General features: G+C 72.3%; 14 protein-coding genes. 3 read left to right on the top strand and 11 right to left on the bottom strand.

Annotated features, from left to right (window positions below; translation table 11 throughout):
* Window positions 1-180 precede the first annotated feature (180 nt).
* The 3 genes from DDQ41_RS24470 to DDQ41_RS24460 form a co-directional block, all read right to left on the bottom strand.
* Window positions 181-1,089, bottom strand: a complete 909-nt coding sequence (locus tag DDQ41_RS24470) for an ADP-ribosylglycohydrolase family protein (RefSeq protein WP_109296405.1) — start codon at window positions 1,087-1,089, stop codon at window positions 181-183.
* A 12-nt stretch (window positions 1,090-1,101) separates the two neighbouring features.
* Window positions 1,102-1,761, bottom strand: a complete 660-nt coding sequence (locus DDQ41_RS24465; protein ID WP_109296404.1) for a histidine phosphatase family protein — start codon at window positions 1,759-1,761, stop codon at window positions 1,102-1,104.
* 351 nt (window positions 1,762-2,112) lie between these two features.
* Complete coding sequence (locus tag DDQ41_RS24460) at window positions 2,113-2,718, bottom strand: YdbC family protein (protein ID WP_109296403.1); 606 nt, start codon at window positions 2,716-2,718, stop codon at window positions 2,113-2,115.
* Between the two features lie 226 nt (window positions 2,719-2,944).
* Here DDQ41_RS24460 and DDQ41_RS24455 point away from each other — a divergent pair, with 226 nt between their 5' ends.
* A complete protein-coding gene (locus DDQ41_RS24455) occupies window positions 2,945-3,475 on the top strand; it encodes a TerD family protein (RefSeq protein ID WP_109296402.1) in 531 nt (176 codons plus the stop codon).
* 206 nt (window positions 3,476-3,681) lie between these two features.
* On the opposite strand, the gene DDQ41_RS24450 is transcribed toward DDQ41_RS24455, so the two are convergent.
* Window positions 3,682-6,573: a vitamin B12-dependent ribonucleotide reductase gene (locus DDQ41_RS24450; RefSeq protein WP_109297924.1), complete on the bottom strand. Its 2,892-nt coding sequence runs from the start codon at window positions 6,571-6,573 to the stop codon at window positions 3,682-3,684.
* Window positions 6,574-6,734: 161 nt separating this feature from the next.
* Window positions 6,735-7,247, bottom strand: a complete 513-nt coding sequence (gene nrdR / locus DDQ41_RS24445; RefSeq protein ID WP_109296401.1) for a transcriptional regulator NrdR — start codon at window positions 7,245-7,247, stop codon at window positions 6,735-6,737.
* 546 nt (window positions 7,248-7,793) lie between these two features.
* Between nrdR and lexA the strand changes: the two genes are divergently transcribed.
* A complete protein-coding gene (gene lexA, locus DDQ41_RS24440) occupies window positions 7,794-8,588 on the top strand; it encodes a transcriptional repressor LexA (RefSeq protein WP_109296400.1) in 795 nt (264 codons plus the stop codon).
* A gap of 306 nt (window positions 8,589-8,894) precedes the next feature.
* Here the strand turns inward: lexA and DDQ41_RS24430 are convergent, their stop codons facing one another.
* From DDQ41_RS24430 to DDQ41_RS24410, 5 genes are all read right to left on the bottom strand, one after another.
* Window positions 8,895-10,895: an ATP-dependent DNA helicase gene (locus DDQ41_RS24430; protein ID WP_109296399.1), complete on the bottom strand. Its 2,001-nt coding sequence runs from the start codon at window positions 10,893-10,895 to the stop codon at window positions 8,895-8,897.
* Between the two features lie 61 nt (window positions 10,896-10,956).
* Complete coding sequence (locus tag DDQ41_RS24425) at window positions 10,957-12,759, bottom strand: IucA/IucC family protein (RefSeq protein WP_109297923.1); 1,803 nt, start codon at window positions 12,757-12,759, stop codon at window positions 10,957-10,959.
* Window positions 12,760-12,830: 71 nt separating this feature from the next.
* Window positions 12,831-13,631 (bottom strand): GNAT family N-acetyltransferase, encoded by an 801-nt coding sequence (locus DDQ41_RS24420; protein ID WP_109296398.1) that lies wholly within the window; start codon window positions 13,629-13,631, stop codon window positions 12,831-12,833.
* 187 nt (window positions 13,632-13,818) lie between these two features.
* Window positions 13,819-15,810: an IucA/IucC family protein gene (locus DDQ41_RS24415; protein WP_174720321.1), complete on the bottom strand. Its 1,992-nt coding sequence runs from the start codon at window positions 15,808-15,810 to the stop codon at window positions 13,819-13,821.
* 28 nt (window positions 15,811-15,838) lie between these two features.
* Window positions 15,839-17,260 carry a diaminobutyrate--2-oxoglutarate transaminase family protein gene (locus tag DDQ41_RS24410; RefSeq protein ID WP_109296397.1) on the bottom strand — a complete coding sequence of 474 codons (1,422 nt, stop codon included), beginning with the start codon at window positions 17,258-17,260 and terminating at the stop codon, window positions 15,839-15,841.
* A gap of 299 nt (window positions 17,261-17,559) precedes the next feature.
* Here DDQ41_RS24410 and DDQ41_RS24405 point away from each other — a divergent pair, with 299 nt between their 5' ends.
* Entirely contained in the window at window positions 17,560-18,777 is a 1,218-nt protein-coding gene (locus DDQ41_RS24405; protein WP_174720320.1) for a trypsin-like serine peptidase, read from the top strand.
* Window positions 18,778-18,935: 158 nt separating this feature from the next.
* Here DDQ41_RS24405 and hflX read toward each other — a convergent pair whose 3' ends face one another.
* On the bottom strand, window positions 18,936-20,426 hold the full coding sequence (gene hflX / locus DDQ41_RS24400) for a GTPase HflX (RefSeq protein WP_109296396.1): 1,491 nt from the start codon (window positions 20,424-20,426) through the stop codon (window positions 18,936-18,938).
* Window positions 20,427-20,481 lie beyond the last annotated feature (55 nt).

Genomic DNA, 20,481 nt, shown 5'->3' with positions numbered 1-20,481 from the left:
GGGATCCGGGCTTCGGATGTACCACCACCGGCGGACGTCGGGCGGGCCGGCGGGGGCCCGCACGGACACACCCGTACGCCCTCGCGGCCCGAGTGCGATCGGCGGTCCGCGCGGCCGAGCACCGTCTGCCGGGCGGGCGGCAGCAGCTGGGTGCGGGCGGCAGCGGGATGCGTCCCGGGGTCAGGCGGGCCCGGCGGGCAGCCAGCCGGGCAGGGCCTCGGTCCGCTCCCGCCAGGCCGCGGGCGGGGCCCCGGCCCCGGCCGCGGCGACCACACCCCCCGCGATGGCGCAGGTGGTGTCGACGTCTCCGCCCACCTGGGCAGTGGTCCAGAAGGTCTCCTCGAAGTCCCCCAGGGCCCGGGCCGCGGACCAGAGCGCGAACGGGACGGTGTCGTGCGCGCTCGTGCGGCGCCCCCGGCCGAGCACCGCCGCGACCGTGCCGGCGTCGCCGTAGTCGAGCATGTCCCGCGCCCGGCGCAGACCCTGTCCCACGGCGCTGCGCGGCACGAGTGCGATCACCCCGTCGAGCAGTTCGCCGGGCGGCGGAGTCCCGTTCCCGGAGGCCGCGAGGGCGGCGGCCGCGGCGACCGCCATGCACCCGGCGACGGCCTCGCGGTGCTGGTGCGTCGTGTACGCGGAGACCTCGGCCTGATGGGTGGCCTGCTCGGGGTCGTCGGCGTACCAGGCGCCGAGCGGGGCGATGCGCATGGCGGCCCCGTTGCCCCACGAGCCCTGTCCGTTGAAGAGTCCCGCGGCCAGTTCGCGCCAGTCGCCGCCCTCGCGGATCAGCCTCAGCATCCGGTTCACGGCGGGACCGTAGCCCCGGTCGAAGTCGTGGTGCTCGGCGAAGGACCGGGCGAGTGCGTCCTGGTCGATGCGGCTGTGGGCAGCCAATACGGCCACCACCGAGCAGGCCATCTCCGTGTCGTCGGTCCATTGCCAGGGCCCGGGCGGCAGGGCCCGCCGCTTCAGCAGCGCATGGTGGGAAGGTACGAAGAACTGGGAGCCCAGGGCGTCTCCCACGGACAGCCCGCGCAGGCTGGCCAAGGCGCGGTCGAGGCGCCGGTCGAGAGTGGAGTCAGCGGTCATCGCACCGCCACTCTATCCGGTGATCCCGTACCACTCGGGTGTGCACCAGCGCTCGAAGGGCCTGTCCAGCGTGTACCGGCCGTCCTCGCCGAGCAGCAGCATCCTCGTCTCGCCGTTGCCGGGGTTCGACAGCGACTCGAACTCGGGAACCGTCCAGTGGAACCAGCGCATGCAGAAGAGGCGCATGGTCAGCCCGTGGGTGACGAGCAGGACGTTGGGCGGGTGCTCGGGGGACTCGAAGCTCCGGTGGAGGCTCTCCAGGAACGCCCCCACCCGGTCGTAGACGTCCGCCCCCGACTCGCCCTGCGGAAAGCGGTAGAAGAAGTGGCCGTAGGCGTCGCGGTAGGCCTTCTGCAGTCGCACGGCGTCCCGCTCCTGCCAGTTCCCCCAGTCCTGCTCGCGCAGTCGCGGCTCCTCCCTGACCCGGACGAGCCTGGAATCGAGCCGGAACGCGTGGAGCGTCTGGTGGGTGCGCCGATAGGGCGACACATAGACACTTACGTGTTCATGGCCAAAAAGGGTGCGCAGCCGGCTTCCGGTCTCCTCGGCCTGGCGCCGTCCGCGGTCGGTGAGGCTCAGCGCGTGGTCGGGCTTGCGCTCGTAGACCGAGTCGTCGGCGTTGCCCTCCGACTCTCCGTGCCGGACGAGGACGATGCGCCGTGGTCGTGCCATAGGACAAACCCTAGTGCCGCCGCCCGCGGCGCCCGCCCGCCCAGGGGCGTCGTCCGGCGCCGTCACGGCCGTGGGGCCGGCGGTGCCCAGGCGGAGCCACCAGGGCTTTCGGCGGGCCGGGCAAGGACTACCGGACTGACCGAGCCTGCCTTGAGGGCACCGGATCGGAGCGGAGGACCGCGGCGCGGATGCCGCGGGCCCGCATGATGTGTACACAGCCGGGGATCCGGGCACGGGCCCGCGAGCGGTCGGCGGGTGCGCCGCAGGCCGGGGCGCCGGACGCGGCGGCAGTCGGCGCCCCGGCCTGCGGCGGCCCGATGGAGGGGCCGGTCGACCGTCCCACCGGGGTGGTCACACCGTCCAGGACGGCTCCAGCTCCACGACGTCGCCGGCCAGCGCCGCTATGTCCGCCTCCGTCTGCGCTCTGAGGGACAGCCGCTCCACCCGCTCCACCCGGTACTTGCCGTGCTCGGCTGCCGACTGCCACATGGACAGCACCAGGAACTCGTTCCCCGGGGCCTCGCCGAAGAGTCCCCGCACCATGCCCGGGGACCCCGCCATGGCCGGATTCCACACCTTCGCCTGCATCAGGGAGAAGTGCTCGACCCTGTGCTCGTGCACCCTGCAATGAGCGAAGCGCACCACGTCGGCGTCCGTGAACCTGGGCTCGAACCCGGTCTTCACGTCGAACCGGTGGTCGAAGAGCTTCGCCTGGAGGTTCCGGTACGTACCCGACTGGGCGGACGCGAGGCGGTCGTGCGACCGCGCCATGAACGAGTCGTAGAACGCACGGGTCTCCCAGAAGGCGAACACGTGCGCGACACCCGGACGCCCTCGGCTCCAGCCGCCCCCCTGCCCCCGGAAGCCCGGCTCCCCCAGCAGCCCCGCCCACTTCCGCTGCCCGCGCTCGAACCCCCGCCAGTCCACGACGGTGCAGCGAATCCACTTGACCAGCACCGCGCCATCGTACGGCCAGGAGACGTGGCCTCGGTCACTCTCCCGGGTGAAGGGGTACCTCCGGACACCCGCCCCACCGGATCAGGTCTCCCCTTCCCGATCGCCCCGCGGGCCGGGGCGGACGCATGACACGATGACAGTTCGCACACGGGGCCGGGAGTTGCGGGCCCGCGGCGGAGGCTGCCCGCGCGGGCGGTCTCCGCCCTCCACAAGGAAGGGAATTCGGGTGAGCAGTCTCAGCAAAGGGCTCCGGAAGGTCCAGGTGACGCTCAAGTGGGACCCCAGCCCCATCGGAGCCGCCGCCCACGACCTGGACATCGTCGCGGCCACCTACACGGCGGACGCCCCCCACGGCACGCCCGCATACCTCGTGCACTTCGACAGCCGGTCGCCCGACGGCACCATCACCCTCGACAGGGACAGCCGCACCGGGCAGGGCTTCGGCGCCGACGAGGTGATGACCCTCGAACTCGAGCGGCTGGCCCCAACCTACGCGAGGGTCGTCGTCGGCGTCGTCATCCAGCAGCAGACCGCGGAGAAGACCTTCTCCGACATCCCGAACACCGGGATCCACATACTCGACGGCCCGGTGGAGCTGGCGAGCAACGACCTCTCGGGCGTCCCGGACGCCTCCGCCGCCGCGATCGCGGAGTTCACCAGGGACGACACGGGCGCGTGGCGGCTGCGCCCCGTCCTGCGCGGCTTCACCGCCGCTCCGGCCGAGTTCGCCGGGCTGATGGGCACGGCGCCGGCCTGAGCGGAGCGTCCCGGAGGGACGGTCCCGGCGCCGGTCGTCCCGGGCGGCCGCGCCCTCGGGGCGGACCGCTCCTCCCCGTGCGGCGTGTACGGCCGTACACGCCGCACGGAGCCGGGGAGGGGCGCCGGCTCCGCGCCGGCGCCCCTCCCGGAGTTCACCTCACCGTCCGCGGCGCCGCGTGCCGCCCCGGCAGGCGTCGCCCGTGATCAGCTGCAACCGCTTGTCGAGCCGCAGCCCTCGCAGATGTAGCAGGAACCGGCACGCTGCATCTTCGTACCGCAGGAGAAGCACAGCGGGGCGTCCGCGCTGATGCCGAGCTGCATCTCCACGAGCTCCGCGGAGGTGTGCGCCTGCTGCGGGGCGGGCGCCTCGGTCCTCGGTTCGGCCACCGGTCCCGGCGTCTCCTGGCGGCGCGGGGCGGACTGGGCCAGGCCCTCGACGTCCACCTCGTCGTCGGCCGGCTCGTAGGAACCCGTCTCCAGATGCCGCTGCCGCTCGTCGGCCGAGTGGATGCCGAGTGCGGAGCGGGTCTCGAACGGCAGGAAGTCCAGCGCCAGACGGCGGAAGATGTAGTCGACGATCGACTGGGCCATCCGCACGTCCGGGTCGTCCGTCATGCCGGCCGGCTCGAAGCGCATGTTCGTGAACTTCGAGACGTAGGTCTCGAGCGGAACGCCGTACTGCAGACCGACCGAGACCGCGATCGAGAAGGCGTCCATCATGCCCGCGAGGGTGGAGCCCTGCTTGGACATCTTCAGGAAGACCTCGCCGAGACCGTCGTCAGGGTAGGAGTTGGCGGTCATGTAGCCCTCGGCGCCGCCGACCGTGAAGGACGTCGTGATGCCCGGGCGGCCCTTGGGGAGGCGCTTGCGGACCGGGCGGTACTCGACCACCTTCTCGACCGCGCCGCGGATGGCCTCCTCGGCCTTCTCCGCGATCTCCGCCTTCTCCTCCTTCTTCTTGGCGGAGAGCGGCTGGCCGACCTTGCAGTTGTCGCGGTAGATCGCGAGGGCCTTGACGCCCATCTTCCAGGCCTCGAAGTAGATCTCCTCGACCTCCTCCACGGTCGCCGTCTCCGGCATGTTGACCGTCTTGGACAGGGCGCCGGAGATCCACGGCTGGATCGCGGCCATCATCCGGACGTGGCCCATCGGGGAGATGGCGCGCTCGCCCATCGCGCAGTCGAAGACCTCGTAGTGCTCGGTCTTCAGACCCGGGGCGCCGATCACATTGCCGTGCTCGGAGATGTGGGCGACGACCGCCTCGATCTGCTCCTCCTGGTAGCCGAGGCGGCGCAGGGCCTGCGGCACGGTGCCGTTGACGATCTGCATCGACCCGCCGCCGACCAGCTTCTTGAACTTGACCAGCGCGAGGTCGGGCTCCAGTCCGGTGGTGTCGCAGGACATCGCGAGACCGATGGTGCCGGTCGGGGCGATGACGGACGCCTGTGCGTTGCGGAAGCCGTTCTTCGCGCCGAGGCGGATCACGTCCTGCCATGCCTCGGTGGCCGCGGCCCAGATCGGGGTGTCCAGGTCGTCCATGCGGACGGCGGCACCGTTGGCGTCGGCGTGCTGCTTCATCACCCGCTGGTGCGGCTCGGCGTTGCGGGCGTAGCCGTCGTACGGACCCACGACCGCGGCGAGTTCGGCGGAGCGCCGGTAGGAGGTGCCCGTCATCAGCGAGGTGACGGCACCGGCCAGGGCGCGGCCGCCGTCGGAGTCGTAGGCGTGGCCGGTCGCCATGAGCAGGGCGCCCAGGTTGGCGTAGCCGATGCCGAGCTGGCGGAAGGCGCGGGTGTTCTCGCCGATCTTCCGGGTCGGGAAGTCCGCGAAGCAGATGGAGATGTCCATCGCGGTGATGACGAGTTCGACGACCTTCTGGAAGCGCTCGACGTCGAAGGACTGGTTGCCCCTGCCGTCGTCCTTGAGGAACTTCATCAGGTTCAGCGAGGCCAGGTTGCAGGACGTGTTGTCCAGGTGCATGTACTCGCTGCACGGGTTCGAGCCGTTGATCCGGCCGGACTCGGGACAGGTGTGCCAGTGGTTGATGGTGTCGTCGTACTGGATACCCGGGTCGGCGCAGGCCCACGCGGCCTCGGCCATCTTACGGAAGAGCGACCTGGCGTCGACCTCCTCGATGACGTCGCCGGTCATCCGGGCGCGCAGGCCGAACTTCCCGCCGGACTCGACGGCCTTCATGAACGCGTCGTTCACGCGGACGGAGTTGTTGGCGTTCTGGTACTGGACGGACGTGATGTCGTCGCCGCCCAGGTCCATGTCGAAGCCCGCGTCGCGCAGCGCGCGGATCTTCTCCTCCTCCTTGACCTTGGTCTGGATGAAGTCCTCGATGTCGGGGTGGTCGACGTCGAGGATGACCATCTTGGCGGCCCGCCGGGTGGCACCACCGGACTTGATCGTTCCGGCGGAGGCGTCGGCGCCGCGCATGAAGGAGACGGGTCCGGAGGCGTTGCCGCCGGAGGAGAGCAGTTCCTTGGAGGAACGGATCCGGGAGAGGTTCAGCCCGGCGCCGGAGCCGCCCTTGAAGATCATGCCTTCTTCCTTGTACCAGTCGAGGATCGACTCCATGGAGTCGTCGACGGACAGGATGAAGCAGGCGGACACCTGCTGCGGCTGGGGCGTGCCGACGTTGAACCACACCGGCGAGTTGAAGCTGAAGACCTGGTGCAGGAGGGCGTACGCCAGCTCATGCTCGAAGATCTCCGCGTCGGCGGGCGACGCGAAGTATTCGTGGTCCTCGCCGGCCTTGCGGTACGTCTTCACGATGCGGTCGACGAGCTGCCTCAGGCTCGTCTCGCGCTGCGGGGTGCCGACCGCCCCGCGGAAGTACTTGCTGGTGACGATGTTGACCGCGTTCACCGACCAGAAGTCGGGGAACTCGACGCCACGCTGCTCGAAGTTGACCGAGCCGTCGCGCCAGTTGGTCATGACGACGTCACGGCGCTCCCAGGCCACCTCGTCGTACGGGTGTACGCCGGGGGTGGTGTGGACGCGCTCGATACGCAGCCCCCGCCGGGCCGCGGCAGCCTTGGTCCCCTTGGCCCGGGGACCTCGTGCCGGGCCGCTCGCCGTCTCTGTCATGCCGCCTCCCATATACGGGCAAAAACGCCCTGAAGTGCCCAGATCTTCCCGTGGCACGGTCTCTGTCTGACGTCCCGGGCACGGCGCCGCGCGCCGCACCGGGGACACATCTGCTCAGCCGCCCGGCGACCGGTCTCCGCCCGCTCCGGCGGGCCGGACGATCAGTCGGCGGCTCTGGCGGGCTCGGGGGCCCCGTGCGGCGCACCGGGCCCGCTCCGCCCTGCGGGCGGCCGCCGCTCACGGAGTTCCGTGATGGCGGCCTCGAAGTCCTCGAGCGAGTCGAACGCCCGGTACACGGACGCGAAGCGCAGGTACGCGACGACGTCGAGTTCCTGCAGGGGACCGAGTATGGCCAGACCCACGTCGTGGGTGGTCAGCTCGGCACTGCCGGTGGCGCGCACCGCCTCCTCGACCCGCTGGCCGAGCTGGGCGAGCGCGTCCTCGGTGACGGGCCGCCCCTGGCACGCCTTGCGCACGCCGGAGATGACCTTGGTTCGGCTGAAGGGCTCGGTCACCCCGCTGCGCTTGATCACCATCAGCGACGCCGTCTCGACCGTCGTGAAACGACGGGAGCAGTCGGGGCACTGGCGGCGGCGGCGGATCGACGTGCCGTCGTCCGTGGTCCGGCTGTCGACGACCCGACTGTCAGGGTGCCTGCAGAAGGGGCAGTGCATGGTTCCTCGACCCTCCTTCACAGCACGACTGAACAGCCTCGCAGGGGCGCGTCAGCCCCTTGAAGCAGCCACAAGCATAGGCGATCGCCGCGACCTCCAGCGGACCGGGGACCACAACTTCTGGGCGGTTGGGACAATCCAACCACTAGATCTGGGGTTTGACCGCCAATCCACCCTGACGCGTGTCGCGCGGCGGGGGCGCACGGCCCCGGGGCCGCCGGCCCGCACCGGTCGGCGACGAGGTTACCCGGAGGCGCCCGGCACACCCGGCCCCGGGGGCCGGGTCGCCCCTTTCGTCGGCGGAGAGTGACAGACTGGCTGCGCGGGCACACCGTACGGTGCGGGCAGCCCGCGCACCCGGTCCCACAGGTTGCCGCAGGTTGCCGTGAGAACGCGTATCCACTGGCGCGAAACCAGCCCCTATACACCCAGGTTTAGGCAAGCGTAAGGCTATCTGCGTTTTTTCACTCGAACGTGTGTTTGGCGCAACCTTTCGAAAGCAACTACCGTTGTCCAGCTAGGGAGACCATCTCGAGAGGGGCCGACGTGACCACCACCGCTGACAGTGCCACCATCACTGCCCAGGACCGCTCCCAGAGCCGATTCGAGCCGGTGCATGCCATGAATGACGCAGCCACGACCCCGGAGGGCGCCGAGCCCGCGCGCCCCGCTCGCTCGCTGCCCGGTCGGCCTCCGGGGATTCGCGCGGACAGCTCGGGCCTCACGGACCGACAGCGCAGGGTCATCGAGGTCATCCGCGACTCGGTGCAGCGCCGCGGATACCCGCCGTCGATGCGTGAGATCGGCCAGGCGGTGGGCCTGTCCAGCACGTCGTCCGTGGCGCATCAGCTGATGGCGCTGGAGCGGAAGGGCTTCCTCCGCCGCGACCCGCACCGGCCCCGGGCCTACGAGGTGCGCGGTTCGGACCAGCCGGCCACACAGCCCACGGACACCACGGGCAAGCCCGCGGCCTCGTATGTGCCGCTGGTCGGCCGAATCGCCGCCGGTGGCCCCATCCTCGCCGAGGAGTCGGTCGAGGACGTCTTCCCCCTCCCCCGCCAGCTGGTCGGCGACGGCGAGCTGTTCGTCCTGAAGGTCGTCGGAGACTCGATGATCGAGGCTGCGATCTGCGACGGCGACTGGGTCACCGTCCGCCGCCAGCCGGTCGCGGAGAACGGCGACATCGTCGCGGCCATGCTGGACGGCGAGGCCACGGTCAAGCGCTTCAAGCGTGAGGACGGCCACGTATGGCTCCTCCCCCACAACGCGGCGTATCAGCCGATCCCCGGTGACGAGGCGACCATCCTCGGCAAGGTGGTGGCGGTGCTCCGGCGGGTGTGAGGACACCTCGTCGGCTCTGACCGGGCCCCGGGACCCACTGCGCCGGTCCCGGGGCCTGCTGTGTCCGCGTTCCGGGCGCCCCGTCCTGCCCCCAGGGGCAGGACGGGGCGCCGATACCCACCGATACCGCTGCCTGATGTGCGCACCCCGCATGCGCTCGGCCGCACCGCATGGCAGGCACGGCACCACGCCGCACGGCACCACGCCGCACCACGCCGCACCGCACCGCACCGCACCGCACCGCACCGCACCGCACCGCACCGGGAGCGTCCGCGCCCCGCCGGTCGCGCCCTACGTCCCCATCGGCTACTTCCCCTCGGCCTTCGCCGCCTCGTCGATGGCCGCGAGGGAACGGCGCACCTGGTTACGGTCCGTGGTGTACCAGAAGTCGGGCAGTGACGCCTTCAGATAGCTCCCGTACCGCGCCGTGGCGAGTCGCTGGTCGAGCACGGCGACCACACCGCGGTCCGCGGTGGCCCGCACCAGCCGGCCAGCGCCCTGGGCCATCAGCAGCGCCGCATGGGTAGCCGCGACGGCCATGAACCCGCTGCCGCCGGACTCCTCCTCCGCCTTCTGCCGCGCGCTCATCAGCGGATCGTCGGGGCGTGGGAACGGAATCTTGTCCATCGCCACCAGCTGGCAGCTCGGACCGGGGACATCGACCCCCTGCCAGAGGGAGAGCGTGCCGAACAGGCACGTCCGGGGATCGGCCGCGAAGCTCCTGATGAGTTCGCCGAGGGTTTCCTCGCCCTGGAGCAGGATCGGGAACTCGGGGATGCGGGAACGCAGTTCCTCGGCCGCGAGCTGGGCGGCGCGCATCGAGGAGAACAGACCGAGCGTGCGACCGCCGGCCGCCTGGATCAGCTCGGTGAGTTCGTCGAGCATGTCCTCCCGCCCGCCGTCCCTGACGGGGCGCGACAGGTGCTTCGCGACATAGAGGATGCCCTGCCTTGGGTAGTCGAACGGGGAGCCGACATCGACGCCCTTCCAGACAGGCAGGTCATCGCCCTCGGCCCCCTCGGGTGCCAGCCCGAGCGACGCACCCACGACGTTGAAGTCACCGCCCAGTCTGAGCGTCGCGGAGGTGAGCACCACCGAGCGGTCGGCGAAGAGCTTCTCCCGCAGCAGGCCCGACACCGAGAGCGGGGCCACACGCAGGGACGCCCCGAAGCGGTCGTGGCGCTCGTACCAGACCACGTCGGACTCGGATCCGTTGCTGATCCGCTCGGCGACCTCGTGCACGGACTCGACCGAGGCGAGCGCCTGCTTGCGGACGGCGTCCTCGTCCGGCACGGACGTGTCGCGGGTGGCGCCCAGCACGGAGATCACCGTGCGGGCGGCGTCGCGCAGCGCCAGTAGCGCGTACCCCAGGTCCTCGGGGATCTCGTCGAGGCGGCCGGGCAGCGCCAGCTCCATCAGCCTCTCGAAGCCCTCGGCGGCCGTCTGGAGCTGGTCGGCCGCCTTCTCGTCGACCAGCTTGGCCGCGCGCCGCACCGCGCGGTTGACCTGGCCGGGGGTGAGTTCGCCCGTGGCGACCCCGGTGACCCGCGAGACCAGCTCATGGGCCTCGTCCACGATCAGGACCTCGTGCTGCGGAAGCACCGGAGCGCCCTCGATCGCGTCGATCGCGAGCAGGGCGTGGTTCGTCACGACCACCTCGGCGAGCCTGGCGCGCTCCCGCGCCATCTCCGCGAAGCACTCCGCCCCGTAGGCGCACTTGCTCGCGCCGAGGCACTCCCGGGAGGACACGGAGACCTGCGACCACGCCCGGTCGGACACGCCGGGGGTGAGGTCGTCCCGGTCACCGGTCTCCGTCTCGTCCGACCAGTCGCGCAGGCGCATCAGGTCCTGGCCCAGCTTGCCGGTGGGGCCGGTGGCCGAGGCCGCGTCCCCCGTACCGAAGGCCGGGTGAGGGTCGAAGAGCCCGTCCCCCTCCTCCTGGGGGACGCCCTCGTGGAGCCGGTGCAGGCAGAGGTAGTTCGACCGGCCTTTGAGCATGGCGAACTCCGGTCTGCGGCGAAGCAGCGGGTGGAGGGCCTCCACCGTCCTCGGAAGGTCCCGCTCGACGAGCTGGCGCTGCAGCGCGAGCGTCGCCGTGGCGACCACCACCCGGTCCCCGTGGGCCAGGGCGGGCACCAGATACCCGAGCGACTTGCCCGTGCCGGTGCCGGCCTGGATGAGCAGGTGCGACCCGTCGTCGATGGCCTCCGAGACGGACTCGGCCATGGCGACCTGGCCGGGCCGCTCGACTCCGCCGACGGCGGTGACGGCTGCGTGGAGGAGTTCGGGGAGGGATGGCTTCGTCATAGGACGCCCAGCCTACGGGGCACCGCCGACAGCGCGTTCCGGTTCCGGCCGTCCCACGGCCTCACAACGTGCTCAGGGGGTTGCGGACCGTGCCGTGGACGGCGGCATGCGGGCGCTCGGAGCGGTCGCGGTAGCCGTCGAGGTGGAGCCGGTTGCGGTTCAGGCAGAGGCGCTCGATCCGCGGAGTGAGCAGGTCGAACAGCTCATAGCGGTCGTTGAGTCCGGGGAAGCGGGACTGGTGGCGCAGGATCTCGGCGCGTACCAGCGACCAGAACCCGGCCTCGGCGACGCCCAGCTGCTCCTCGCACAGTGGGGCGAGATAGCGGAACACACCGATGAAGAGACCGGAGTGGATGAACTGGGTGAGGAAGGCCGGCTCCTCGGTGAGCAGGACCGCGCGCACGTCCTCGGGCATGGCGTCCAGTTCCGGCAGCGGCCGGGCGCAGACGTTCACATCGTCGACGAAATCCTTGATCGCCAGCCGTACGGGCACGTCCTGGCCGTCGAAGACGACGATGGCGTTCTCCCCGTGCGGGGAGAACACCGTGCCGTAGCGGTAGAGGAAGTGCAGCAGGGGCGGTAGCAGGGCCGCGAAGAGGTGGCGCAGCCATGTGGCGGCCGGCAGCCCGGAGCGTGCGACGAGTTCGGCCGTGAAGGCGCGCCCCGCGGGGTCGGTGTGCAGCAGCGAGGCGAGGGTGCGGGCGCGCTCCCCCGCGGGCAGCCGCAGGGGCTCCCGCCAGATGGCGCCGAGCAGTTCCCGGTACTGGTAGGGCACTTCGGGCAGCCGGTCGTAGTGCGGGTGCTCGACGGTGACGGAGGCGACCTCGCCCAGCAGGACCACCCCGCACTCGTCGCGGAGGAAGGGGTCGGCGTGGCGCACCCCGTGCACCCATGAGGTGACGGCGGGTGCGGCGAGCGTGCGTTGGGTGGGCAGCCCGCGCCAGACGAGGGTGTTGAGCACGGAGAGCGGGAGCTTGACGGTGTGGCGGTCGGGGCGGCTGGTGTTGAGGAAGGTGCGGATGGACTGCTGGGGCAGCCGGAGGTCGCCGTCCGTGGTGAGCGGGACGATCTCGCCGCGGGCGATCGAGGGGGCGTAGAGGGGCAGCAGCACATGGTCCCACTGCCAGGGGTGCACGGGCAGGTAGAGGAACCCGGCGGGGTCGTGGCCGCGGTCCCGCAGCGCGGCCGTGAAGGCGTCACGGACCGGGGTGTCGAGTTCCGAGGCGTAGAGGCGCTCGGGGGTGTCGAGGCCCGGCACGCCCCGGTAGGCGGCGAGACGGGTACTGACGGCGATCCAGGGCAGCCGCGCCGGGGTGCGTGCTTCAGGGGCCCAGCGTGCGGCGTCGCGCGCCGAGAAGCCGAGGCGTCCCTTGTTGAGGACGAGCCAGGGGTGACCGGTCTGGTGGCCTTCCAGGGAGGCGTAGTCCAGGTCCGCGAGGCGTGCCGCGGGGAGTGCGGTGCTGTCGAGCCTGCAGTCGGCGGCCAGGGTCGTACTCAGTTCGCGTACGAGGTGTCCGAGCGTGGCGCCGTCGAGCGCGAGGAGATGGCGGGCCTCGGCCAGGAACCGCAGCGGGTCGGAGAAGGGGGCGCCGTCGCACCGGACGGAGCCGGGTACCACCCGCCAGCCGCCGTAGGCACCGCGCCGGGCCCGGAAGGAGAGGTTCTGCCCGTCGTCGAGGCGGAGCGTGTAGCCGTCGCCGCGCCCCCGGGGCACCGGCTCGACGATCTCTTCGTAGGCGAACTCGCCGAGCATCTTGGCGAGCAGGCGGGTGGACGCCCGGTGCCAGGTCTCCGGGTTGAGTTCGGCAGGCGCGAGCAGGGCGGACGGCTCGCCGGAGTCTGGGGCGGCGGGGGACTTCGGCACGGGGACTCCTCGGATGCATCCGATGCGGTTCGGGCGGTCTTTCGGGCGGTCCGCGGCGGGCGGCCGGTCGTTCACAGCACCTTGCTCAGTGCCCGGTCGCGGACCATGAGCGCGGCCCGCTTGTCGGGCAGGTCGACTTCCGCGGAGAAGCGGAAGCCGGCACTGAGGAAGGCGGAGACGGAGGGGGTGTTGCGCAGGTCGGGTTCGGCGACGACGCGTGCGCAGTGGGGGCGGTGGTCGAGTACGTGGTCGGCCGCGGCCCGGAGCAGGGCCGTGCCGAGACCGCGGCCGCGGTCGGCGACGCCCCCGATCAGGAGGTGGATGCCGGTGTCGTGGGGCCGGGCGGGGTAGTGGCGCGCGAGCGGGTCGAGGTCGGCTCGGTAGATCTCGAAGTAGCCCTTCGGCACGCCGTCGAGGACGCCGAGGCAGGGGATGCTGCGGCCGTCCCCCGCAAGCTGGCCGCCGAGATGGTGCTCGGTGACGGACTCCGGTCCGGCCAGCTCCCAGAAGGCCGCGACGGCGGGGTCGTTCATCCAGCGGCTGACGAGTTGCAGATCCCGGTCGATCCGGACGGGCACCAGCTGGAACCGGCCGGCGGGGGTGGCGACCGCGCCCCACTCGGCGAGGGCGTCGAGCAGGTCCCCGCGGGGGAACGGACGGTCGCGGGGGTTCTGTCCGCCGGAGGCGCCGTGGGGGGTGGTGTCCTGCGGTTCCCGGCCGGTCGGTGCCTCGGCGCGGGACGGCCGGTCCTGTCCGGAGAGCGCCACGAGTTCGCCGGGCAGTCGCAGTTCGAGGGTGTCCTCCACGCCACCGCCGCCGGAGGGGGTGCTGTCGGGGCCGTCCGTCTCGGCGCTCGCTTCGGTGTGCGACATGGCTGGCGCTCTCCTCTCAGCAGTTCGGGCGGGCCGGTCGTCGGAGGGGTGCCGGTCCCGGTGAGCGGTCGTTACGGTGACCGGCCGTTGCGGTGAGCAGTCGTTGCGGTGAGCAGTCGTTCCGGTGGCGGGTGGGCTGCGGCGGGTGGATGCCCTTCGATTCGCCGGTGCCGGGGCGGCGAGTCCCTCAGGAGCGCAGCGGGTTGGCGACGGTGACGTAGACGGACTGCGTGTCGACCGGGCCGACCAGTTCGTCGAGGCCGTGGAGCCGGGTGAGCAGGTTCGCCTTGCAGCGCAGGACCGGGCTGTCCAGGAGCAGCGCCGGCAGCGGAGTACCGAGGTGGCGGACGGCGCCGAGGAAGCGGCGGAACCCGGCGAGGAGCATGCGCTCGTCGGCGAGCCGCTGGGACCCGAAGGCGCCGATGAGACCGAGGACGTTGTTGATGCCGAGGTAGTAGGCGAAGCGTTCGTCCGTGACGGCGTCGTCGACGAAGGTGTCGCTGAGCGCGCCGATGCCCGGAAGCCGGCGGTCGAGTTCGGCACGGCGCGACTCCCGGAAGTAGTACCCCTGGTTGTCGCGGTAGCGGCCGCCGGCGGGCCAGCCCTGGGGATCGAGGATCACCAGGGTGTTCTGCTGGTGTGCCTCAAGGGCGACGCCCGCCGTGGCGTCCAGCCAGAGCACCGGGCGCACGACCTGGTCGAGGTAGCGCAGGAACCACTCGGCGGCGACGGCGCTGCCGGGGCGGCCCGTCCGGGTGGCGAGCACGCCGATGACCTCGGCGAGGCGCGAGTGGACGCCCCTGCGGCCCGGCCAGGGCCGGGGGGCGGTGAGGCCCGCGAGGCAGACCGCGTCGTCCCCGGGGCCGAACGGGTTGTGCCGGATCATGACGTCGAGTCCGGTCAGCGGCGCTCCGTCCGGGGTGTCCACGGCGAGCCATGCCGGGTCGCGGACGATGTCGAAGCGGGGGTGCGCGGTCCGCCACTGCGTGCCCAGGCCGCTGCGGAGAAGGCGGTGCACCTCCACGCCCCGGTGGAGTTCCTTGCGGAGGTTCTCACGGCGGGAGTTGGTGATGCGTACGCCGAGGGAGAGCTTGAGCATGGCCGGCGCGCCGGACCGGTGCACGGTGCGGACGGAGGAGGTGGGATGCCAGGGTTCGCCGGCCGGGCCCAGGTCGTGGAGCAGGCCCGCGTCGAACAGCGCGGCGGCTTCCGGCCGGTGGGCCACCTCGCGTGCCTGCCAGGGGTGCAGCGGCAGGGCGGCGGTGCCGGGAGGGAGGCGGAGGCCGGCCGCGAGCCGGGAGGTGATCCGCTCGGCGGGCACCGTGCGGCCTTCCTCCGTCCAGGCCGAGTCGCCGGCCAGTACGGACCGGTCGACGGCGAGCCAGTGGAGGGGGAAGGAGCCGTAGAGCTCCGGTGAGTAGAGACGTGCCTCGGCCTCGGAGAGCCCTTCGCGGCTCTTGGGGGTGGGGTGCAGCGGATGGCCCAGGATCAGCGACTGCTCGGCGGTCAGGAACAGGTCGGACCCGTGCCGGGGCGCGGGGCGCCGCCGCCGGTCGTCGATGAACGCGGCCGTGCGGAGGACGGAGTCCGCGACGCGGCCGACCAGGTCGACCGCTTCCGGACGGCGTCCCGCGCCGTCTCCCCGCGGGCCGCCGGGGCGGGGGCCGGCACCGTCACCACCCGGCTCACGGGTGAGGAGGACCGCGACGGTGACGGCGTCGGCGGAGGGCGCGTCCGCCGGCGCGCCCTCCAGTACGGGCGGGCCGAAGCGGTGCCAGCCGGCGGGGGACCAGTGGAGGACCGGCACCAGCAGGGCGGTATCGCTGGCGTGGAGCGGGATGCGCAGGCGGTCGCCGCCGGGCTCCGGGAGGTCGTTCTCCCGGACCCAGCAGCGCAGGAGGTTCTCCACGGTGCCGGCGTCGGCGGCCGCCAGGGGGTCGGGGTGGTCCAGCGGGTCGGCCGCTCCGAACGGCGGAGCCGCGGCGGGCGCCGCCGCCGGGGCCGGCGGTGCCTCGGCCCCGGGACCGGCGCCTTCGTCGTCGGGTGACCCGGGCGACTGCCGCGGTACCGTCCCCGCCTCGACGGCGGCGGGGGCGGCCGTCGTGCTCCGCCCGTGGTGGTGGCCCGTGGTGGGACTGCGGTCGGGTTTCGGGGTGCCGGCGGCGGGGGTGCGGTTCACGGGGACTTCCTTGTGGTGTGGTCCGGGATCACAGAGACGGTCCGGTGTCGTTGCGGCGGTGCGGTGCGCGCACGGCCGCTTCCAGGGAGTCGGCGAAGCGGTCGAGGACCGCCTCGGCCTGTTCGTCGGTGAGCGTGAGGGGAGGCAGCAGACGGACGACCCCGGAGTGGCGTCCGCCGAGTTCGACGATGAGCCCGCGGCGCAGGCACTCCCGCTGTACGGCGGCGGCCAGGACGGGGTCGGCCTGCGGAACACCGGTCTGCGGGACGCCGGCCTGCGGGACGCCGGCCTGCGGGACGCCGGCCTGCGGGACGCCGATGTCGGGTTGGACCAGCTCCACGCCGATCATCAGCCCCCGGCCGCGTACGTCGCCCACGCGGCGGTGGGCCGCGGCGAGGCCCTGGAGCCGCCTCAGCATGCGCGCGCCGAGGGTGGCGGCCCGCTCCGCGAGCCGGTTCTCCCGGACGAAGGCCAGGGTGGCCGCGCCGGCGGCCATGGCGAGCTGGTTGCCCCGGAAGGTGCCGGCGTGGGCGCCGGGCCGCCAGACGTCCAGGTCGGCACGGTAGACGATCACGGCGAGGGGAAGGGAGCCGCCGATGGCCTTGGACAGCACCATCACATCGGGGACGACCCCGCTGTGCTCGACCGCCCAGAAGGCTCCGGTGCGGCCCACCCCGGTCTGCACCTCGTCGGCGATCAGCGGGATGGAACGGGCCGCGGTGAGCTCGCGCATCCGCCGCAGCCAGCCGTCCGGGGCGGGGATGACACCGCCCTCGCCCTGCACCGGTTCGAGGATCATTCCGGCGGGTGCGGGGACACCGCTCATGGGGTCGTCCAGCAGGTTCTCGGTCCAGCGGGCGGCGAGTTCGGCACCGCGTTCGCCACCGACCCCGAAGGGGCAGCGGTAGTCCCGCGGGTAGGGCAGCCGCGCCACCCGGACGTCGGCGGCACCCCCGGAGGCGTCCAGCGCCCCGGCCGTCATGCCGTGGTAGGCGCCGGTGAACGCCAGCAGCCCGGTGCGGCCCGTCGCGGTGCGGACCAGCTTGAGAGCGGCCTCGACGGCGTCCGTGCCGGCCGGCCCGCAGAACTGGATACGGGCGTCGTCGGCGAGTGGCCGCGGCAGTGTGGCGAACAGCTCGGTGGTGAAGGCGTCCTTGACCGGGGTGGCGAGATCGAGGACGTGCAGCGGCGCTCCGGAGGCGAGCACCTTCTTGATCGCTTCCAGGACCACGGGGTGGTTGTGGCCGAGGGCGAGGGTCCCGGCGCCCGAGAGGCAGTCGAGATAGCGCCGTCCGTCCGCCCCCTCGATCGTCAGCCCCCTGGCGCGCACCGGGACGATGGGCAGCGAGCGGGCGTAGGTCCGCGCCGCCGACTCGCGGAGCGACTGGCGGCGCAGGATGCCTTCGTACGCGGCGGGCTGTGCCGGCGGAGCGGGTTCGGTCACGGCCACGGTTGTTCGTCCTCCGACCTCACGGTTGTGTCGCGCCCCGGTACGGCGGTCTACCGGCACCGGCGCGGCGGTGAACGCCGGAACCCGCGTCCCCCGTCCGTACCAACGACTCCGGAAGCGGCGGATCACGGTCGTTCCGGAAGATCCTCGGGCCCGGGAACCACGGCCCTGCCGCCGGCCGTCCCCGTCGGCACCGGCATAGTGGGGGGCCGTACCGCGGCACCGGCGGCATCGCCGGGCTGTGCGCGGTCCGTCCCGTTCCGTATGCACACCTGATGAAGTCCCGGGGGGATCACCACATGCGACCCAATCGCCCGATATTCGCGGCACGCCGGGCGGGGAACGCCGCTCGCAGACCGGCGCTCGCGGCGGCCGCGCTGGCCGCCGCGCTCGCGCTGACGGCAACGGCCTGCGGCTCGGGTGGGGACGGCGCGGTGGACGGGCCGGGCGCCTCGGCGGCGGCGGGCGGCACGGCCGACGGGAAGATCACCATTCCGGACGACCTCAAGGACCGGCTCCGGGAGCACGGGATCGACCTGGACAAGTGGCGCGACGGGAAGTGGAAGGACTGGGACAGGGAAACCTGGCTCCGCGAGGCCAAGGACTTCGTCAACCCCATCATCGAGGACCTCTGGAACCCGGACCGGATGCGCGAGGCCGAGGAGCCCGACAAGCGGGTCGCGGAGGAGGACGTCCCCGGTGACGGGGGTGTCACCGACCCGGCGCCGCGGCCGGTCGAGGCGGCGGCGGTGGCCGCGCCCTACCACGGGAGCGCCCCCGAGGCCGGGAAGGTCTTCTTCGACGGCCCCAAGGGCTCGATGGTCTGCTCCGCGACCGTGGTGAAGGATCCGGCGAACCCCGGAGAATCCAACCTGGTATGGACCGCGGGGCACTGCGTCCACGCGGGCGGGGAGGGCGGCTGGTACCGCAACATCGCCTTCGTGCCGTCCTACAACGACAGCGCCAAGACCTCCACCGAGGGCGACTCGAGGGAGGAGATGGCCCCCTACGGCGTCTGGTGGGGCGACTGGGCGGGGACCTCCGAGGAGTGGATATCGCAGGGCGCGGCGACGGGCGGCCGGGGCGCGCCGTACGACTTCGCCGTGATCCATGTGACGCCCGAGAAGGGCGGCGACGGCAAGTCCCTGGAGGAGACGGTCGGTTCGGCACTCCCGGTCGACTTCGACGCTCCGGCCGTGGCGGACATCGCCAGTATGAGGGCGACCGGCTTCCCGGCGTCGCCGCCGTTCGACGGCGAGCGGATGTTCCAGTGCGAGGACCGGCCGGGCCGGCTGACGCTGAGGGCGGAGGAGCCGACGATGTACCGCATCGGCTGCACCATGACCGGTGGTTCGTCCGGTGGCGGCTGGGTCGCGGCGGGCAGGGACGGCAGGCCCGCGCTGGTCTCCAACACCTCGATAGGCCCGGCGACGGCGGGCTGGCTCGCCGGACCGCGTCTGGGTGAGGAGGCCGAGGCCGTCTACGAAGCCGTCAGCGCCAGGTTCGCGGGCCGGTAGCCCCGCCGCGGGCCCGGACGGAACACGCCCGGGCCCTTCCCTCAGCGCTTGGAAGGGCTCGGGCTTGTCCCGGGGTTCTGCCGGCTGTCGCGGCACCCCGCCTCGAGAGGCGGTCCCGGCCTTCGTGTCGCGGTCGCCCGGTGCGGACCGCGGTGGGCTCAGTGCGCCGCGGGTACGTACGGACCCAGCGCGGCCGCGAGTTCCTCGTGTACCCGAGCCTTGAGCAGGGTGCCCTCGGGGGTGTGCTCCTCCGACAGCACCTCACCGTCGGCGTGGACCCGCGAGACCAGCGCTCCCTGCGTGTAGGGCAGCAGGGCCTCGATCTCGACCTGCGGGCGGGGCAGTTCCGCGTCGATGATGCCGAGGAGTTCGTCGATCCCCGAGCCCGTACGGGCCGAGACGGCGACGGCGCGCCGCTCGATGCGCAGCAGGCGCTGCAGCACCAGCGGATCGGCCGCGTCCGCCTTGTTGACCACGACGATCTCGGGCACGTCCACCGCTCCGACGTCCCGGATCACCTCGCGCACGGCGGCCAGTTGCTCCTCCGGTGCGGGGTGCGAACCGTCGACCACGTGCAGGATGAGATCGGACTGGCCGACCTCCTCCATCGTGGAGCGGAACGCCTCGACGAGGTGGTGCGGCAGATGCCGGACGAAGCCGACGGTGTCCGCCAGCGTGTAGAGCCTGCCGCTCGGTGTCTCGGCCCGCCGCACGGTCGGGTCCAGGGTGGCGAACAGCGCGTTCTCCACCAGGACACCCGCGCCGGTGAGGCGGTTGAGCAGCGAGGACTTGCCTGCGTTGGTGTAGCCGGCGATCGCCACCGAGGGGACCCGGTGCCGCCTGCGCTCCTGCCGCTTGATCTCGCGGCCGGTCTTCATCTCCGCGATCTCCCGGCGCATCTTCGCCATCTTCTCGCGGATCCGCCGCCGGTCCGTCTCGATCTTGGTCTCGCCGGGGCCGCGGGTGGCCATGCCGCCGCTGCCGCCGCCCATCTGCCGGGACAGCGACTGGCCCCAGCCGCGCAGCCGGGGAAGCATGTACTGCATCTGGGCCAGGGCCACCTGCGCCTTGCCCTCCCGGGACTTCGCGTGCTGCGCGAAGATGTCCAGGATCAGGGCGGTCCGGTCGACCACCTTGACCTTGGCGACGTCCTCGAGGTGGATCAGCTGGCCCGGGCTGAGTTCACCGTCGCAGACCACGGTGTCGGCTCCGCTCTCGAGCACGATGTCGCGCAGTTCGTTCGCCTTTCCGGAGCCGATGTACGTGGCCGGGTCCGGCTTGTCGCGGCGCTGGATCACACCGTCGAGCACGAGGGCACCCGCCGTTTCGGCGAGGGCGGCCAGCTCGGCGAGGGAGTTCTCCGCGTCCTGGACGGTCCCCGAGGTCCACACGCCGACGAGCACGACGCGCTCGAGGCGAAGCTGCCGGTACTCGACCTCCGTGACGTCCTCGAGCTCGGTGGAGAGGCCCGCCACGCGCCGCAGCGCGGCACGGTCGGAGCGGTCGAACTGATCGCCGTCCCGCTCTCCGTCGATCTCGTGGCTCCAGGCGACGTCCTCTTCCATCAGGGCATCGGCCCGGAGGCTCTCGGTGCGGGTGGTGTCCGCGAAGCTCTGCGCGTCCTGGGAAGTGGATGAAGAGGAGGTCATTGGATCCTTACGTCGATGGGAAGCCGATGCGGACCGCATGCACGAGACATGCTTC

Source organism: Streptomyces spongiicola, assembly GCF_003122365.1.
GTDB classification, from domain to species: domain Bacteria; phylum Actinomycetota; class Actinomycetes; order Streptomycetales; family Streptomycetaceae; genus Streptomyces; species Streptomyces spongiicola.
The sequence above is the reverse complement of the archived record's forward strand: the minus strand, read 5'-3'. Positions and strand labels throughout refer to the sequence as shown.

Bases quoted from the DNA above. Each gene is read 5' to 3' on its own strand.
- DDQ41_RS24470 (WP_109296405.1), bottom strand. From the start codon at position 1,089: ATGACCGCTGACTCCACTCTCGACCGGCGCCTCGACCGCGCCTTGGCC.
- DDQ41_RS24465 (WP_109296404.1), bottom strand. From the start codon at position 1,761: ATGGCACGACCACGGCGCATCGTCCTCGTCCGGCACGGAGAGTCGGAG.
- DDQ41_RS24450 (WP_109297924.1), bottom strand. From the start codon at position 6,573: ATGACAGAGACGGCGAGCGGCCCGGCACGAGGTCCCCGGGCCAAGGGG.
- nrdR (WP_109296401.1), bottom strand. From the start codon at position 7,247: ATGCACTGCCCCTTCTGCAGGCACCCTGACAGTCGGGTCGTCGACAGC.
- DDQ41_RS24430 (WP_109296399.1), bottom strand. From the start codon at position 10,895: ATGACGAAGCCATCCCTCCCCGAACTCCTCCACGCAGCCGTCACCGCC.
- DDQ41_RS24420 (WP_109296398.1), bottom strand. From the start codon at position 13,631: ATGTCGCACACCGAAGCGAGCGCCGAGACGGACGGCCCCGACAGCACC.
- DDQ41_RS24405 (WP_174720320.1), top strand. From the start codon at position 17,560: ATGCGACCCAATCGCCCGATATTCGCGGCACGCCGGGCGGGGAACGCC.
- hflX (WP_109296396.1), bottom strand. From the start codon at position 20,426: ATGACCTCCTCTTCATCCACTTCCCAGGACGCGCAGAGCTTCGCGGAC.